At 57.1% G+C, this 16,694-nt stretch carries 17 protein-coding genes; 3 read left to right on the forward strand and 14 right to left on the reverse strand.

Going from position 1 to position 16,694, the window contains the following annotated elements:
* Positions 1 to 10: 10 nt before the first annotated feature.
* Positions 11 to 199 carry a YpfN family protein gene (locus tag PAT9B_RS14500; protein WP_013510027.1) on the forward strand — a complete coding sequence of 63 codons (189 nt, stop codon included), beginning with the start codon at positions 11 to 13 and terminating at the stop codon, positions 197 to 199.
* 96 nt (positions 200 to 295) lie between these two features.
* Here the strand turns inward: PAT9B_RS14500 and ypfH are convergent, their stop codons facing one another.
* The 6 genes from ypfH to dapA all read right to left on the reverse strand — a co-directional run bounded on the left by ypfH (position 296) and on the right by dapA (position 6,861).
* A complete protein-coding gene (gene ypfH, locus PAT9B_RS14505; RefSeq protein ID WP_013510028.1) occupies positions 296 to 994 on the reverse strand; it encodes an esterase in 699 nt (232 codons plus the stop codon).
* A gap of 73 nt (positions 995 to 1,067) precedes the next feature.
* On the reverse strand, positions 1,068 to 3,029 hold the full coding sequence (locus PAT9B_RS14510) for a tRNA(Met) cytidine acetyltransferase TmcA (protein WP_013510029.1): 1,962 nt from the start codon (positions 3,027 to 3,029) through the stop codon (positions 1,068 to 1,070).
* On the reverse strand, positions 3,026 to 3,892 hold the full coding sequence (locus PAT9B_RS14515) for a neutral zinc metallopeptidase (protein ID WP_013510030.1): 867 nt from the start codon (positions 3,890 to 3,892) through the stop codon (positions 3,026 to 3,028). Before PAT9B_RS14515 ends, PAT9B_RS14510 begins: the two co-directional genes overlap by 4 nt.
* A gap of 187 nt (positions 3,893 to 4,079) precedes the next feature.
* Positions 4,080 to 4,793 (reverse strand): phosphoribosylaminoimidazolesuccinocarboxamide synthase, encoded by a 714-nt coding sequence (purC, locus tag PAT9B_RS14520; RefSeq protein ID WP_013510031.1) that lies wholly within the window; start codon positions 4,791 to 4,793, stop codon positions 4,080 to 4,082.
* A 143-nt stretch (positions 4,794 to 4,936) separates the two neighbouring features.
* Complete coding sequence (gene bamC, locus PAT9B_RS14525; protein ID WP_013510032.1) at positions 4,937 to 5,968, reverse strand: outer membrane protein assembly factor BamC; 1,032 nt, start codon at positions 5,966 to 5,968, stop codon at positions 4,937 to 4,939.
* Positions 5,969 to 5,982: 14 nt separating this feature from the next.
* Entirely contained in the window at positions 5,983 to 6,861 is an 879-nt protein-coding gene (dapA, locus tag PAT9B_RS14530) for a 4-hydroxy-tetrahydrodipicolinate synthase (RefSeq protein WP_013510033.1), read from the reverse strand.
* Between the two features lie 143 nt (positions 6,862 to 7,004).
* On the opposite strand from dapA, the gene PAT9B_RS14535 reads away from it, so the two are divergent.
* Positions 7,005 to 7,559, forward strand: a complete 555-nt coding sequence (locus PAT9B_RS14535) for a glycine cleavage system transcriptional repressor (RefSeq protein ID WP_013510034.1) — start codon at positions 7,005 to 7,007, stop codon at positions 7,557 to 7,559.
* Positions 7,560 to 7,704: 145 nt separating this feature from the next.
* Complete coding sequence (gene bcp, locus PAT9B_RS14540) at positions 7,705 to 8,172, forward strand: thioredoxin-dependent thiol peroxidase (protein WP_013510035.1); 468 nt, start codon at positions 7,705 to 7,707, stop codon at positions 8,170 to 8,172.
* Positions 8,173 to 8,203: 31 nt separating this feature from the next.
* Here the strand turns inward: bcp and PAT9B_RS14545 are convergent, their stop codons facing one another.
* The 8 genes from PAT9B_RS14545 to PAT9B_RS14580 form a co-directional block, all read right to left on the reverse strand.
* Positions 8,204 to 9,262, reverse strand: a complete 1,059-nt coding sequence (locus PAT9B_RS14545; RefSeq protein WP_013510036.1) for an AI-2E family transporter — start codon at positions 9,260 to 9,262, stop codon at positions 8,204 to 8,206.
* Between the two features lie 103 nt (positions 9,263 to 9,365).
* Complete coding sequence (locus PAT9B_RS14550; RefSeq protein WP_041525832.1) at positions 9,366 to 10,958, reverse strand: sensor domain-containing diguanylate cyclase; 1,593 nt, start codon at positions 10,956 to 10,958, stop codon at positions 9,366 to 9,368.
* 168 nt (positions 10,959 to 11,126) lie between these two features.
* The gene (locus tag PAT9B_RS14555; protein ID WP_083810330.1) at positions 11,127 to 11,945 is read right to left on the reverse strand and encodes a phosphodiesterase; all 819 of its coding nucleotides are present in this window, start codon (positions 11,943 to 11,945) and stop codon (positions 11,127 to 11,129) included.
* 22 nt (positions 11,946 to 11,967) lie between these two features.
* Positions 11,968 to 12,957 carry an ABC transporter ATP-binding protein gene (locus PAT9B_RS14560; RefSeq protein WP_013510039.1) on the reverse strand — a complete coding sequence of 330 codons (990 nt, stop codon included), beginning with the start codon at positions 12,955 to 12,957 and terminating at the stop codon, positions 11,968 to 11,970.
* Positions 12,954 to 13,766, reverse strand: a complete 813-nt coding sequence (locus PAT9B_RS14565) for an ABC transporter permease (RefSeq protein ID WP_013510040.1) — start codon at positions 13,764 to 13,766, stop codon at positions 12,954 to 12,956. Before PAT9B_RS14565 ends, PAT9B_RS14560 begins: the two co-directional genes overlap by 4 nt.
* Positions 13,763 to 14,629, reverse strand: a complete 867-nt coding sequence (locus PAT9B_RS14570; protein WP_013510041.1) for an ABC transporter permease — start codon at positions 14,627 to 14,629, stop codon at positions 13,763 to 13,765. Before PAT9B_RS14570 ends, PAT9B_RS14565 begins: the two co-directional genes overlap by 4 nt.
* Positions 14,629 to 15,651 carry an ABC transporter substrate-binding protein gene (locus PAT9B_RS14575; protein ID WP_013510042.1) on the reverse strand — a complete coding sequence of 341 codons (1,023 nt, stop codon included), beginning with the start codon at positions 15,649 to 15,651 and terminating at the stop codon, positions 14,629 to 14,631. Before PAT9B_RS14575 ends, PAT9B_RS14570 begins: the two co-directional genes overlap by 1 nt.
* A complete protein-coding gene (locus tag PAT9B_RS14580) occupies positions 15,648 to 16,658 on the reverse strand; it encodes a LacI family DNA-binding transcriptional regulator (RefSeq protein ID WP_013510043.1) in 1,011 nt (336 codons plus the stop codon). The genes PAT9B_RS14575 and PAT9B_RS14580 overlap by 4 nt, the downstream gene beginning before the upstream one ends.
* Positions 16,659 to 16,694 lie beyond the last annotated feature (36 nt).

Genomic DNA, 16,694 nt, shown 5'->3' on the forward strand with positions numbered 1-16,694 from the left:
GAGTGGGCAAATGGAATGGTTGAAAGAGTATTGGTGGATCCTGGTGATCCTGCTGATGGTCGGTATTTTGATGAACGTTTACAAAGACCTGAAACGTATCGATCATAAAAAATTTCTGGACAACAAACCGGATCTGCCACCACATCGTGACTTCAACGATAAGTGGGACGATGACGACGACTGGCCCAAAAAGAAATAACATAAAGCACTATCGTAGCGGCGCGATTTATCGCGCAGTTTTTCCCGCATCACGCACCAAACCGCGCGATAAATCGCGCCGCTACGGGGCTATTGGTTACACCATCATCACCACATCATCATCGCCGGGTTTCGCACCGCTCAACGCTTCGTCAAAGTAGCGACGCGGCACGGTATAGCGTAAATGATTCAACGCCAGTTCCATGCTGCGATCGTCAATGGCATGCGGCAAATCCTCGACAATATCCAGAGTGACGTCACCGCCCAGCGCGGTTAAACGCTGCGCCGCTTCCTCGGCATGGTGCATCGGGATCTGATCATCGTATTCACCGTGGATCAGATGGATAGTGGTGCGCGTGCTGGCGCGTTCCGGTAACGTGGCGTAACGCCCACTGAACGCCACCACGCGTCCGGCCAGATCCGGCTGCGCCTTCACGCCCTCCAGCACCATGGTGCTGCCCTGCGAGAAACCAATCAGCGCCGTGGCCTCCGGTCGTACACCAGTTTGTTGCTGCCAGTGGCGCACCGATTCAACAAACTCCGGCATCGCCGCATTCACGCCCTGCTGTTCAGAACGATCGTGCGCCGGGATTTCGGCAAACCATTTGCGCCCGTGCGCAATGCTGCCGGGCAAGGGAGCGCCTACCGCCACTACCTGCGCCTGCGGGAAGGCACGCGCAAACCAGCTACCGATCTGCGCCATCGAGTCCGGGTTGTCGTTAACACCGTGGTACAACAGAAAAAGCTGTGCGGGATCGGTGTCTGGTTGCTGAACAATCACATAATGAAGTGCCATAATATCCTCCTGCCATCACTATACGCCGCTGACGGGACAGTGATATCGGGAAAATTTGAATGAGATAATGGATTTATTGCAACGACGCGAGCCGTGGTTGCCAGTGCTCTGCCAGCGTGGCATCCCGTTCTCGTAACGCCTGAGCCACTTCAGCACGGAGCTGCGCCAGCACCGCTTTGCGCCCCCCTCTTCCCGCCTGGCTCAGCGGTTGTTTTTGAACAAGTATGGCGGACAACATTGGCTGCGGATGTTGCCGCACCAGACGCTGTAAAGCGGCATAGCTGGCTTCCCACGGACGCTGTGCCCAGGCAAACCCGGCCAGCAGCGCCAGATCTTCATCATCAAGCGGCGATGTGGCATCCCCCTCCAGCGGCAGATCCAGTTCGATTAACTGTTGCAGCCACGGCCAGTCACGCTCCAGCCGCCGGGCTGCCTGCTGTTGCAACGCCTCACCGGCTGGTGTCAGGGCCAGCATCGCCATCGCCGCATAGCATCCACTGCTGGCTTCACGCTGCGAACCGATACGTACCAGGGTGAAGCCGCAGCGCTGCCAGAAATGCCACAATGGCGCGGTATAGCCAAAACTCACCGAGAGATAGTCGCAGCCGCTGGCTTGCTGGCGCGCCATTGCGACCAATGCCGTCCCAATACCACGCTGTCGCTGCGCCGCCATCACCGCGATACGGCTGATACGCAGGGAGCGTAAGGTCGCCGCCGCGACGAAACCGGCATGAGCAGCCAGCGATTGTGCCACCAGGTTGCCGCGTGGGCGACGCCGCCCCGCCCATACCGACCAGGCCAGCGCAGGATCCAGCCCGCCCTCCTCTACCAACCACAATGCCCCCTGGACGTTGTCCTGCGCGCCCGCCAGCCAGAAATGCTGGCCTGGCGCATCCAGCATCCGTCGCAGATCGAGTGGCGAAGTACGATAGTGGGCACTGGCTAACAGGCGGTAGCCTGCGGCCAGAGCGTCGGGATGGCGTAACGGTGAGGCCGGAAACAAAGCGATTTCCGGCGGTGGCGCACTCTCTTGAGCATCTTCAAATAACAGGGCGTGACTCAGCCAGGCTTCTAACGGGTCGCGTGGCGACCAACGCAGCGGCTCGTCGAGCGCGAAATAGTGTACTTTCGGTAACGCCGCGCAGAAGCGCAGCATAAAACCGCGTCCGGTGCCTTCGTAGCCCTGGACCGTGGTCGTCAGTAAGACACGGGGAAAACGCGCCACCAGTTGTGCCAACAGCGGCGCGGGAATTGCCGCCGCTTCATCGATAATCAGCCACTCCGCCTGCGGGGGAGGATCGCACGCCAGTAACGCATCCGGGGCGATAAACTGCAAATGTTCCCCGGCAAACTGGGCCAGTACGTCCGTGGCGACTTTCGCGGGGGCTGTCACAAGGCAGTGACGATTTTCCCGCGCCAGCATCCCCGCCAGCGCCGATTTACCACGCCCGCGTGCGGCGGTGATCACCGCCACCCCGGCGGGCATGGTCAGCAATTGTTGCAGGATACGCTGCTGCTGTTGCGGTGCCTGGCAATGCCACTCGGGCCAGGCGATCGCCACCGGTTCACGCACCGGATGATCTTCACGCAGCAACATCACATGGGGATCATCCAGTAATCCCTGTTGCAGTTGGCGGGTGAAATGCGGCGTGGCAATCGGTTGGGCGACATCCGCCCAGCGCAGGCTGTCAGCATCAGGCTGGTTGGCCCAGCGCTGCCACGCAGGCGTCAACAATAACAGCCAGCTACCGGCTTTGAGGGTGCCGGCCAACGCGGCAAAGGCTTCGGCATGGAACCCGTCGCGTGCATCAAAAATCGCATGCTGGAATTCCCGCCCCAACAAGGTGCGTAACGCGGTGGGCGCGTGTGGCATGGCACTGAGATCGGTTTGTTGGCTGACGGTGAGCCAGTCACCCACTAAGGTGTTGCGCCATACGGCAGCCTGCTGGCTCGTCCACGCGCGGCTGCCGCTGATCACACATAAACGGCGAATGCCTGCCCGCTGCATCGCCGTACTGATTTCGACCAGGTTCATCCTTTGCTGGCAAAGGTGTTGCATTGCCCCGGGTTGCCGCTATCGAAACCCTGTTTGAACCAGCTATAACGTTGCTGTGATGTGCCATGGGTAAAGCTATCTGGCACCACCCGCCCCTGGCTTTTTTGTTGCAGGCGATCATCACCGATCGCCTCAGCGGCATTCAGCGCTTCCTGCAAATCCCCCACTTCGAGGATGTTTTGCTGCTGCATGTAATGGCCCCAGACACCGGCAAAACAGTCGGCTTGCAGTTCCATCTTCACCGATAGCTGATTGATCTGCGCCTGGCTGGCACCCTGCTGCATCTGGCGTACTTTAGGTTCGATACCCAACAATTTCTGCACGTGATGGCCGACTTCATGCGCGATCACGTAGCCTTGGGCAAAATCACCGCCTGCACCGAGTTTGGTTTTCATGTCATCGTAAAATGATAAGTCGATATACACGGTTTGATCGGCCGGGCAGTAGAACGGCCCCATCACCGACTGACCGGTGCCGCAGCCGGTGCGCGTGGCACCGCGATACATCACCAATTTGGGCGGCACATATTGTTTGCCCATCTGCTGAAACAGTTTGTCCCAGGTGTCTTCGGTGGTGGCGAGGATCACCGAGGTAAATTTAGCCGCCTCATCCTGTGCAGGTTTGGCCTGGCGCTGTTGCTGCGTGGTGGGTGTCAGGTTGCCACCCCCTTCGAGTAAGGCCGTCAGGTCATAGCCGTAATAACCGGCTACCGCGACGATAATTAATAAGATGATGCCGCCTTTACCCCGCGGCAGACGGATCTGGCGGCCACCGCCATAGCCTGGCGACTGGTCGCGTCGGTCTTCTACATTGTCGCTTTCGCGACGTCCCTGCCAGCGCATGGCATGCTCCTGATGTGATCAAAATTGGCTTTGCATGATTTTAGATGGCGGCAGGAGGAAGCACCAGCGCGTAGCGGCGCGATTTATCATGCTGTGGGGGGAATAGATGTCGATGGATGCCCTCACCCCAGCCCTCTCCCACAAGATGGGAGAGGGAGGCGTGCAACATGTGGCAGAATGGTGCAGATTAATCCAGTTTCACACCCAGGCGATGTGCCACTTCTTCATAGGCTTCGATCAGGCCACCCAGACTCTGGCGGAAACGGTCTTTGTCCATTTTGTCCATTGTCTCTTTGTCCCACAGGCGTGCGCCGTCCGGTGAGAACTCATCGCCGAGCACCACTTCGCCTTTGAACAGACCAAACTCCAGCTTGAAGTCGACCAGGATCAGACCAGCATCATCAAACATTTTGCTCAGCACGTCGTTGGCTTTGTAGGTCAGCTCACGCATGCGCGCCAGATTCTCTTTGCTCACCCAACCAAAGGTTTCGCAGTAAGATTCGTTCACCATCGGGTCGTGTTTGGCGTCATCTTTCAGGAAGAGATCAAACAGCGGTGGATTGAGCAGCATGCCCTCTTCCACACCCAGACGTTTTACCAGTGATCCTGCCGCGCGGTTGCGCACGACGCACTCCACCGGCACCATCTCCAGCTTTTTCACCAGCGCTTCGTTATCCGACAGCAGCGCTTCCATCTGGGTCGGAATGCCCGCTTCCTGCAATTTGGTCATGATGAAATGGTTGAACTTGTTGTTCACCATCCCTTTGCGATCAAACTGCTCGATTCGTGCACCGTCTCCTGCTGACGTATCGTTGCGGAATTCAAGTACCAGCAGATCCGGATTGTCGGTGCTGTATACGGTTTTCGCTTTACCGCGATACAACTCAGCTCGCTTTTGCATCTTGTTAACTCCAAACATGAAAGAACCCGTGTTCAACAGCGGTTACCCGCTGCACGGCGGCAATACGCAATCGTTTACCTCGCCGGGCGCTATTATGCCAAAATCTCAAAAAAAAGGCCGGATATTCTCCGGCCTGAGGCAATTTATTTGTTCAGTGCGCCCTGCATCACCGCCACCAGCGCATCATTCTGCGACTGGGTCAGCACGTGACCTTTAGGATCAATGAACTGCAGACTGCTGCGGTTATCGAGATCGCCGACCTGCAATTTGTAATCGCCGTTCGGTAAGCCCGGATCTTTGGCACCAATGTCATCCCACGCGCCGCTACCCGGCTGCTTGTAGGTCACATTCAGGCTACCCTGCGAGCGGTTGCTGTCGGTCACTTCCATGCCCGCACGTTTCAGCGCCGCTGGCAGACGCTGCCAGGTCAGGTTGAACGGTGAACGCAGAATCAACAGCGGCAGGCCCGTGTCATCAGCGCCGCTCTGGACGGCAATCTGTCCCACGCCACGTCCGGCTGCGGCATCCTGAGCAGCGGTATCGATTTTATCCATACCGGTACTGATGTCGTTCAGCATCTGCGCGGTATAGCGCTGAGTCTGGACCGGAGAAGTCACCGTTTTGCCTTGTTGTTGCAGTTCCAACAGACGAACCGTCAACACCTGCTGATAGCCCTGGTTCTGCACGCTGATCTGGTAACGGCCACGATACTGATTGTCTTCATCCGCACGGTTCCACTGCACCCAATCGGTGGTCAGCTGCTGTGCAGCATCATCACGCTGGGCGATCGGGAATTTGTACGACTGCACCACGTTGACCACCTGAGACCAGATGGAACCACGGCTGCTTTCTACCGCCAGTACGCCGGTATTGCCGGTGAACTGCGCGCGCGTCCCGTTCATCAAAGCCAGCGGCTGGGCAGGAGGACGGATATCCAGCTCTTTACCCACCGCGCCTTTGGCAACGGCATGCGGTACATCGTAATCACCATTCTGCAAAGGCAGAATCATCCCCGCCGGGGCGTTTAAATCATGCAGTTCAGGCGCCTGCAGGTAAGATTCATCACCGCTGACCTGGCGCTTATAACGCTGATCGCTGGAACAAGCTGACAGCAGCATCAGGGTGGAAAGACCCACCACTGTGGCCAGCGTCGAGCGCTTAACTGAATAACTCATTGATTCTCCCTAAATTATCGCAGACCCGCTTTGATCAATGCCTGCGCCGTTTTGCTCTGACCGGCTTCGGTCAGCGGCGTCATTGGCAAACGCAGCGTGTCATCCGCGATTAATCCTAGCTGTTTCGCGGCCCATTTCACCGGGATAGGATTGGGTTCACAGAAAAGCGTCTGGTGCAGATGCATCAGACGCTGATTCAGGCGACGCGCTTCGGCGAAGTTGCCCTGCTGCGCCAGTGCGCACAGTTCAACCATCTCACGAGCCGCAATGTTGGCCGTGACCGAAATAACGCCTTTACCGCCCAGTTGCATGAAGTCCAGCGCCGTGCCGTCATCGCCACTCACCAGAATGAATTCATCATCAACCAGCTCTTGGATCTGACTAACCCGCGATAAGTTCCCGGTTGCCTCTTTGATTCCGATAATATTTTTGATTTCGGCCAGACGAGCAACGGTTTCCGGCAGCATGTCGCAGCCGGTACGTGAAGGCACGTTATACAGCATCTGTGGCAGATCGGTGCTTTCAGCAATCGCTTTGAAGTGCTGGAACAACCCTTCCTGCGTCGGACGGTTGTAATACGGGGTCACGGTCAGGCAACCCACCACACCGGTGCCGGTAAAGCGTTTGGTGAGGGAGATCCCTTCAGCGGTGGCATTCGCGCCGGTTCCGGCAATCACCGGAATACGGCCATCGGCCAGTTCGAGGGTCATCATCACCACATCGCCATGCTCTTCATGGCTGAGGGTGGCAGATTCGCCGGTGGTGCCAACAGAAACAATCGCCGCGGTGCCGCTGGCGACATGATAATCAATCAGTTTTTTCAAACTCGCGCGGCAGACATTGCCTTTGTCATTCATTGGCGTAACGAGCGCAACAATACTTCCGGTGAACATGGGCGATCCCCTCGACAAACAAGTGCTTCATGGTACGTTTTACGCCGAGGGAAAAGCAAGCGAGCCAAGCCATTCCCGCGCTTGTCAGCAGTTTTTTTTATGTTTACCTTATGGTTATTAGCGAACACACAGGAAATGTCATTTTGTCGCAGCCACAGCCTCACCATCTGGTGATCACCGCATTGGGCGTTGATCGTCCGGGTATCGTGAATACCATCACCCGCCATGTCAGCAGCTGCGGCTGCAACATTGAAGACAGCCGTCTGGCGATGTTGGGTGATGAATTCACCTTTATTATGCTGCTCTCCGGAAGCTGGAATGCCATTACCCTGATTGAATCTACCCTGCCGATGAAAGGGGCCGAGCTGGAGTTGTTGATCGTGATGAAGCGTACCAACGCACGCGTCACGCCGCCGATGCCCGCTACCGTCTGGGTTCAGGTTGAAGTCCCGGATTCTCCCCATATCATCGAGCGGTTCACCGATTTGTTCGACAAACATCAAATGAATATCGCCGAGCTGGTTTCGCGCATTCAACCGGCGCAGGATGGCGTACCGCCTACGCTGTATATTCAGATGACGGCGCACAGCGCAGAAGATACCCGTATCGAACCGGCGTTTAATCAACTGTGTCAGGAACTGCACGCCCAGGGTACGATTCGTTTATATAGCGTGGCGGATGATGCCGTACCACACTGATGCGACCTCCGGGTTATTTCGTCACACACTCTGTCCAGATTGGGCAAACAGTGTGCGGAAATAACCCTGACGGTAAACTCCACCTGGCACTTTTGGTCCTGATGGTGTATTACCCACAGCATGAAGAAAAAAATGGAGAGTTGTGATGAATCCACTGAAAGCCGGTGATACCGCACCGAAATTTAGCTTGCCCGATCAGGATGGCGAACAAGTAAATTTGGCCGACTTCCAGGGACAGCGCGTTCTGGTCTATTTCTACCCGAAAGCCATGACGCCGGGCTGCACCGTACAGGCCTGCGGCCTGCGCGACAACATGGATGAATTGAAAAAAGTCGGCGTGGAGGTGCTGGGCATCAGCACTGACAAACCGGAAAAACTATCGCGTTTTGCCGAAAAAGAGCTGCTTAACTTTACGCTGCTGTCTGATGAAGACCATCAGGTATGCGAACAGTTTGGTGTCTGGGGGGAGAAATCCTTTATGGGCAAAACCTACGACGGCATTCACCGTATCAGTTTCCTGATTGATGGTGATGGCAAGGTGGAAAAGGTGTTCGACGACTTCAAGACGTCTAACCACCATGACATCGTGCTGGACTATCTCCAGTCAGCCTGATAGCAACGGGTGCGTTACGCACCCGTTTTTTTTAGTTCACGATGGTCTCTTCCGGCCAAGCGCGTACCACCGCTTTTATTAAGGTGGCAAGCGGGATGGCGAAAAACACCCCCCAGAAGCCCCATAACCCACCGAAAATCACCACCGACAGAATGATCACCAGCGGATGCAGGTTGACGGCTTCCGAGAACAGAATAGGCACCAGTATGTTACCATCCAGCCCCTGCACCACCAGATACACCACAAACATGGTCCAGAAATCGCTGCCCAGTCCCCACTGGAACAGACCGACACCGATCACCGGGATGGTCACCAGCATCGCGCCGATGTAAGGGATCAGCACCGATACCCCAACCAGCACCGCCAGCAGCAGCGCGTAGTTCAGGCCGAGCAGCAGAAACGCCAGCCAACTCACCACGCCCACCGCCACCATTTCCAGCACTTTGCCGCGAATATAGTTGGTGATTTGCTGGTTCATCTCCTGCCACACCACGCCCGCCAGGCCACGGTTGCGCGGCAAGACGCGACGCACCGCATTCAGCATCTGCTCTTTATCCTTCAGCAGGAAAAACACCATTAGCGGCACCAGCACCAGATAAATCATCAACGTCATCAGTCCGACCAGCGACGCCAGTGAATATTTCACCAGCGATTCGCCCAGTCCGGTCAGGCGGCTACGCAGGTTTTCGACCACGATATCAATGATGCCCGCATCCACCAGTGCCGGGTAACGTTTCGGCAGCCCGGCGGCAAACAGGTAAAGTTTGTTGAGCATGTTGGGGAGATCGCGGGTGAGGTTGATACCCTGCTGCCACGCCACCGGTGCGACAATCAGCACCATCACCAGCACAATACCGCCGAACAGCACCAGCACGATGCTGGAGGCCCAAGTGCGGCTACATCCCACCCGTTCTAAGCGGACAGTGGGCCACTCCAGCAGGTAGGCCAGCACCACCGCCACCAGCAGCGGGGCCAGCAAGCCACTAAAGAAGAAGAGGATAAGAAACGCCGCCAGCAAAATCGCCACCAGGCCAATTGCCTGGGGATCGCTAAAACGACGCCTGTACCATTGAATGAGCAGAGCCAGCATACCTTTCCTTTCCCGTAGCGGCGCGATTTATCGCGCAAACCCGTGCACTATACGGGAAAAATCTGCGCGATAAATCGCGCCGCTACGAATCCTTAATATCTGTTTAACGTGTGATACTGCTGACCAGGGCATCCTGCCCGGCCTGCATCACACAATTTCGTCCGGCATTTTTTGCCTGATACAAGGCCGCATCGGCCTGCTTCAGGCTCTGCTCCTGCGTGCCCTTTTCCGGCTGCCACAAAGCGATGCCCACCGAAATGGTGATATTGCCCACCTTATCGATCCAGTTGTCAGCAATATTTTTCCGCAAGCGCTCAGCAAGGTGCCGGGCCTCTTCGGCGGGGGTGCCTGGCAACAACATCAGAAACTCTTCACCGCCATTACGGCAGACCACGTCGGTCTGGCGGGCACTGTTACGCAGCGCCTGCGCCACCTTTTTGATCACCTCGTCACCCACATCATGACCAAAGTTGTCATTGACCCGCTTGAAGTGATCGATATCCAGCGCCAGCACCGCAAAGGGTTGGCGCATGGCGTGGAAATAATCCAGCACCGCGCCGAGACCGCGTCGGTTGAGCAAATTCGTCATGGGGTCGGTCTGGACTTCGGATTTCAGTCGGCCAATTTTATCCTGGACCAGACCGATGCCTGTCAGCATCGCGCGTTTAACCTGTGCGGCTTCAAAGTACCAGGCGCGGATACCATTGATTTCACCCGAGACACTTTGGGTATCCATCTGGCTGGCCTTACGCGCCAACTGCCACAAGGGTAAAGCAATCAGACGCGAAAGGATGATTGCGGCCAGCAAGGTTAACAGCGCAAAGGGCACCGAATTTTTCAGCACCTTCAGCAACAAACCGGAGAGCGGTGCCAGCGTCACATCCGTCGGTTTCAGTGCCACCACCATCCAACCGGTAGTGGGGACAATCGCGTAACCCGCCAGCTTCTCTACCCCTTCTTCGCGAGTTTCAAGGGAGCCATTGGTCTGCTCCCCGCGCTGACGATCGCTGATAATGCCTGGCACGCTTTTGCCAATCAACTGACTGTTCTGGTGATACAGCACCTGGTTGTTGCGATCCAGTACGTAAACATGGGTACCATCGCGGTAGTACTGCTCACCCAACAAGGCATTTAAAATACTTTTCTTTTTCAGATAGATAGTGCCGCCAACATAGCCAAGATAACGTCCTTCTTTGCTCCAGATCGGCCAGGAGACGAAGACGATCAGGTTATTGGCCGCCGAAAGCGTCGGTTTGCTCACCATCGGCTGGCGCCTTGCCAGCGCTTCACGGGATGCCTGGCTGGTCAGCTGCATGCCCTTCAGCATCAGGGATTCCGGTGAAATGGCTTTCACAATACCGTCGCTATTCACCACCGCCACCGAGTTGAAGCTGCTGGTCTGCTCGCGCAGGCGGTTCACCTCTTCCTGCGCCAGATCGTTATTATCGAAATCTTTGCCCAGTTGGGTCGCGCTGTAGTGCAGCTGCGATTCAGCCAGTTGAAAGAAGACTTCGGTGGTGGAGGCCAGCTTGGTGGCATAGGCGCGATTGGCTTCGAGGGTGCTTTCGATCAGGACCATGCGTTGCACGCGCCATGTTGCATACAGGGCATTAGCAAGCGTGATAACAATACTGGTGATCGCCAGCAGCATGATTAGCGTGCGCAGATCAGTTTTAGGCCAGATGCGCGTTAACATGGCGCACCCGCCATCAGGAGTCTGTTCATCATTGGTGTGCCTGGCAGTCTTGTTATTGTTGGACGTACTTACCCTGGTGAGGTAACGGAAGATTGTACACCCACAACCCAATTTGAGCACTAAGCATCCTGCCGACACAGCCATTCTTTTGCTTTTATCTGGTGCTAATTAGTCAATTAATCCGTTTATGTCGTAAAAAGGAAACGGACCGGGATAATCACCAATCGCGCACAAATGGGTCGTCATCCCCTGCTGCGGATGCCAGCGATGCAGTAAAAAACCGGGGGGTTCGAGGACAAAATTGGCCGGGCCATGTTGCGACAAATCAAACGCGACCTGATGTGACACCCCCGGTGCCGTACAGGCCAGCGTACCGGCAAAACGCGCCTGAATGGAGCGATGCAAATGGCCACTCAATACCCGTTCCACCTGCGGATACTGGCTGATCACCGCTGCCAGCGCCTCAGGATTGCGCAGCGGCTGCCGGTCCATATGGCCGATGCCGGTCATAAAAGGTGGATGATGCAGCATCACCAACGCGGGCGTATGCGGTGCCTGCTTAAGTTTTTCATCCAGCCACTGCAATTGCGCTTCATCGACATAACCCCACGGCTGCTGCGGCACGCTGGAATCCAACGCCAGCAAATTTACTCCTTTGACGTGCTGCTGCCAGTGGAGGGTTTCGCCCTGTTGCAGATAGCGATGCTCAGGAAACGCGTCACGCAACGCCTGGCGATCATCATGGTTACCCGGCATGAGCAGGTATGGCAGCTGTAACTCTGCCAGCGCCTGACGCAGAGTTTGATACTCTTCCGCCAGGCCGAAATCGACCAAATCACCGGTGATCACCACCACATCCGGGCGCGGCTGCAACCGGTTGAGCGTCTCAATCACCCGCAACAGCGCGGCCTGGGTGTCGACTTTTTTATAGGAGAGGCGACCCTGCGCCTTAATATGTAAATCGCTGATTTGCGCAATCAGCGTCATGGCTTCAGACAATCTTCGTTCCTCAGGAAGCAGAAAAATGGAGGGCGGCATCCTGCGCCAGCGACCAGCTCACCGGTTGTCCGGCATGCCAGGCTTCACGCGCATGACGATCCACCTGGATCGGTGCGGCAAGGCCGATATCAATCATCAGCCGCTGAGACGCGCCGAGAAAGGTACTGGCAACAACAAACCCCTGTCGGGAATAGCGTTGATCACTGGCGAGCAGCACATCTTCCGGGCGACAGAAACGTTGCGGGTTGCCGCGGGCATCCACATCAACGCAGTTAATCGCACCAACAAAATCGGCGACAAATTTTGAGGCCGGATGTTGATAAATGCGTTGTGGCGTATCGATTTGCACCAACCGCCCGTGCTCCATCACAGCAATGCGGTCACCGAGTGCCATCGCTTCTTGCTGGTCGTGCGTCACGTACACCGCAGTGATCGCCAGCTGTTTTAGCAATGCGCCAATCTCCAGCCGTAAACGGTCGCGCAGGCGCGCATCCAGTGCCGCCAGCGGCTCATCAAACAACAAGACTTTAGGGCGTGCTGCCAGCGCGCGCGCCAGGGCCACACGCTGTTTCTGTCCACCGGAGAGTTTGTCGATGCTACGCTGCGCCAACGCGCTGAGATCCACCAGCGCCAGCATCTCCTGTACCCGCGCCTCACGTTCGGCACGCGGTACGCCCTGCACTTTCAGGCCATAGGCGACGTTGTCAGCCACGTTGAGATTGGGAAACAGCGCGTAGTTCTGGAACACCATGCCAACATTACGTTTCTCAATCGGTAACTCGGTGACGTTGCGCCCGTCAAACCACACTTCACCACCGGCATCACAGCGTTCCAGCCCACTGATGATACGCAACGTGGTGGTTTTACCGCAGCCCGAGGGGCCGAGCAGCACCAGGGTTTCCCCGGCATTAACCGTCAGGTCCAGCGGGTGCAGCGCCAGGTGATGATGAAAACGACGCGAGCAATTGTGAAGCCGAACAGTGACTGGGGCGTTATTCATGTCGATGCCTTGTGTTGGCGCGCAACTGCGCGGTTGAGCCATTGGTTGAGCGCGTTCAGCAGCAGCAACAGCGGCAGAATCATCAGGATAAAAATCAGGGTGTAGGCAGAACCCACTTCCAGCCGCATCGAGGCATAGCTGTCAGCAAGACCGACCGGCAGCGTTTTGGTCAGCGGCGTGTGCAGCATCCAGGTGATGTTGAACTCCCCCACCGACAGGGTGATAACCATAAAAGCACCGGCAAGAATGCCGTTACGGCAGTTGGGCACCACCACGCTAAAGAAACGCTGCCAAAGGCTGGCACCGAGACTGGCGGAGGCTTCTTCCAGACGCGGCATATCCACCGCCTGCATCACCGCCAGCACCGGACGCATCATAAATGGCAGGGTAAACAGCACATGGCCAATCAGGATAAATAACCAGCTATCGCGCAGGCCGGAGAACTGGCCATATAACAGGATGATACCCAGCGCCGTGGCTAATCCCGGCAGCGCCACCGGCAACATCAGACACTCTTCAATACGCGCCGCCCAGCGGCCTGGCGCTTTCAGCAAGCCCCATGCGGCCGGTACGCCGATCACCAGCGTCACCAGCAGACAGCACAAGGCAATCAGCAACGACAGCCAAAAGGTGTCGGCATACATCTGCCACACCTGCTCCACCCACTTCAGCGTCAGACCGCTGCGCAGGCCGATAAAATAGTTGTTGGTCACCCCGGCCAGCATCGACAGCACCACCGGCACGATCATAAACAGCGCGGTGAGAGCAGTAATCAGCAGTTGCAGGGTAAAAAGTCCACGACGATTCATGCCGCCTCCTTCTCAGTGCGCTGCGCCAGACGGCGTGCAAGCATCAGTGCCAGCCAGGCAACGCCCCCCATCACCACGGACAGGGCCGCCGCCGTCGCGAAGTTGGCATAGTTGGTGAACTCGCCGTAGATGGTCAGCGGTAGCACCGCCAAATCGGTGCCAAGGGTAAACGCGGTGCCAAACGCGCCCATGCTGGTGGCGAAACATAACGCCCCCGTGGAGAGCAGCGCCGGTTGCAGCCCCGGAACAATCACATCCCAGGTGATGCGCCACTGACTGGCACCGAGCGAACGGGCCGCCTCTTCCAGTGAGTGGTCGAGTTTTTCACTGGCCGCCACCAGGGTGACAATGGCGCGCGGCAGAGAGAAGTAGAGGTAGCCGATAAACAGCCCGATCAGCGAATAGGCCAGCGTCCAGCGTTCGTGCACCAGACTCATACTGATCTGCGCCAGTAACCCTTGTCGTCCGGCCAGCATCACCACCAGAAAACCGACCACCACGCCGGGAAATGCCAGCGGAAAGGTCAGCAGCGCCAGCAAAGTGCCGCGCCCGGTAAAACGCTGGCGTGCCAGAAAACAACCGACAGTCGCAGCAATGAGCAGCGTGGCGAACGTCACCGCCAGCGACAACAGCACGGTATTGAGCAAACTCAGCAGGTACTGCGGTTGACTGATCACCGTCCAGTAACCACTGTGTTGCGTGGTACGATCCGCCTGCATACCGATTTGCAGCAACCGGGCAAACGGCAGCAGCCAGAAGGCGCAGAAGAACAACAGCGCGGGCAGCGTCAGCCACAGCCAACGGCTGCCCGGCAGTTGGCGCGTCTGGCGGCGCGAGGCCGCCAGGGTGTCGGACAGCGACATTAATGGATCTCGCTCAGGTAACGGGCAGAGAACGCTTTCTGCGCATCGGCCATCTGCTGGTAATCAACGGTTTTAGCGCGCGCGTAATCACTATCTGGCAGGAAGTATTTTTTCGCTTCTGCCGACATCGCGGAGGTGCGAACCGGACGCAGGAACGCATTGGCCCAGATCGCCTGCCCTTTGTCGGACAACACATAATCGATCACTTTTTTGCCGTTGGCCTCATGCGGCGCGTTCTTCACCAGGCTGATAACGTAAGGCACCGTCACCGTTCCCTCTTGCGGGATCACAAAGGCCACGTTGGCGTGATCTTTGTATTTGGCGCGATAGGCGTTGAAGTCGTAGTCGAGCAGGATGGGGATCTCGCCGGAGATCAGACGGGCATACGCGGTTTGCTTCGGTACAATCGGTTGGTTGGCCTGCAATTTCTTGAACCAGTTCAGACCCGGCGTGAAGTCGTGCATATTGCCGCCCAGCGCCTGGTTAACCGCCACTGCCGCGACATAGCCAACGAAGGCGCTGGCGGGATCAAGATAGCCGATCATCCCTTTGTATTCCGGCTTCAACAGATCATTCCAGGAGTGCGGAATTGGCGCGCCGCCCAGAGCATCAACGTTGACCATAAAGCCCATGGTGCCCGAATGCAGCGCCACCCATTTCCCGTTGGGATCTTTCATCCCGGCCGGGATTTCATCCCAGTGCTGCGGTTTGTAGCCGGTGATGACCCCGGCGCTGTCCGCCTGGATGCCAAAACTGACGCCGTAATAAACCACATCTGCCACCGGATTGCCCTGCTCCGCCACCATTTGCGCCAGCGCCTGGCCCGAGTTTTTGTTGTCCTGCGGCACCTGAATGCCGGTGTCTTGCGCGATGGCCTTTAACTGAGTGCCCCAATCAGCCCATTCTGGCGGGCAGTTGTAGCAAATCGCCGTCTCCGCCGCCTGGGTCAGCCCGCTGAATAACGAACCGATCGTCAGGGCCAGTGCTCCGGCCACGATTTTAACTTTTTTCTTTAATTTCATGATGGTTCCCTGGTGTTGGCAATGTCAGAAGCAAAAGGTGCGGCCACGCTTTCGCCGGGCCGCAGTTGGTGAGCCAGTACGCGCGTACCGCGGCTGGCCTGTTGTAAAAGCATGTCGATGGCGCAGGTTCCCAGCCCTTCACCGGGTTGCGCGACACTCGCCAGCGAGGGCGCGAGCTGTTCACCGATATCGATGCCATCAAAACCCATCACCGAAAGCTGTTGCGGGATGGGTACTCCGGCACGCTGGGCTGCGCCAATCAGGCTGATGGCCAGCAAATCGTTGGTGCAGATGACGGCAGTCAAGGCGGATGGCCCCTGCAACCAAGGTTGCAGCAGGGCAAAATCAGAATGGGTGTGACTGGGCATTTCAATTACCGGCAGGGCGGCCTGTTGCAGCGCATCGCAGTAGCCCTGATAACGCAGGCGGGCGCGATCGGACTGCAACATCGGTCCGGCAATCATGCCGATGTGTTGATGCCCGAGTCGGCGCAGGTAATCGGTCGCTTCACGCATCGCGACACGGTTATCGACACACACGGCTGGCCAGTCGTGCTGTTGCGGTACATTATGCGCCAGCACAAACGGCATCTGCGCCTCATGCAAGGTATGCAGCACCGCGCTGTTATCGGCATCCGCCACGGTTAATACCAACCCGGCCACCCGCTGACGCAGCATATGTTCGACAATCGCCGCTTCGCGCTCCGGTTGATAATCACTGGTCGCCACCAGCAGCCCAAATCCCGCCTGGCGCGCCTGGCGTTCCATGGCCTGCAACTGCTGTGAAAAGATCGGGTTCAACAACGAGGGCAGTAACACGCCGAGTGTGGTGGAGTTTTGCGTGCGAAGCTGACGAGCAATATGGTTCGGGCGAAAACCCAATTGTTCTGATGCGGCCAGTACCTTGTTTAAGGTATCCGGGCGCAGCAGATGGGGATCAGAGAAGGCACGTGCCGCTGTTGCGCGCGAAACGCCAGCCAGCTTTGCCACACTCACTAAATCGGACATGTTCGCCTCGTTGGTTGCTAATGAGATCGATCTCAT

Source organism: Pantoea sp. At-9b (assembly GCF_000175935.2).
Taxonomy (GTDB): domain Bacteria; phylum Pseudomonadota; class Gammaproteobacteria; order Enterobacterales; family Enterobacteriaceae; genus Pantoea.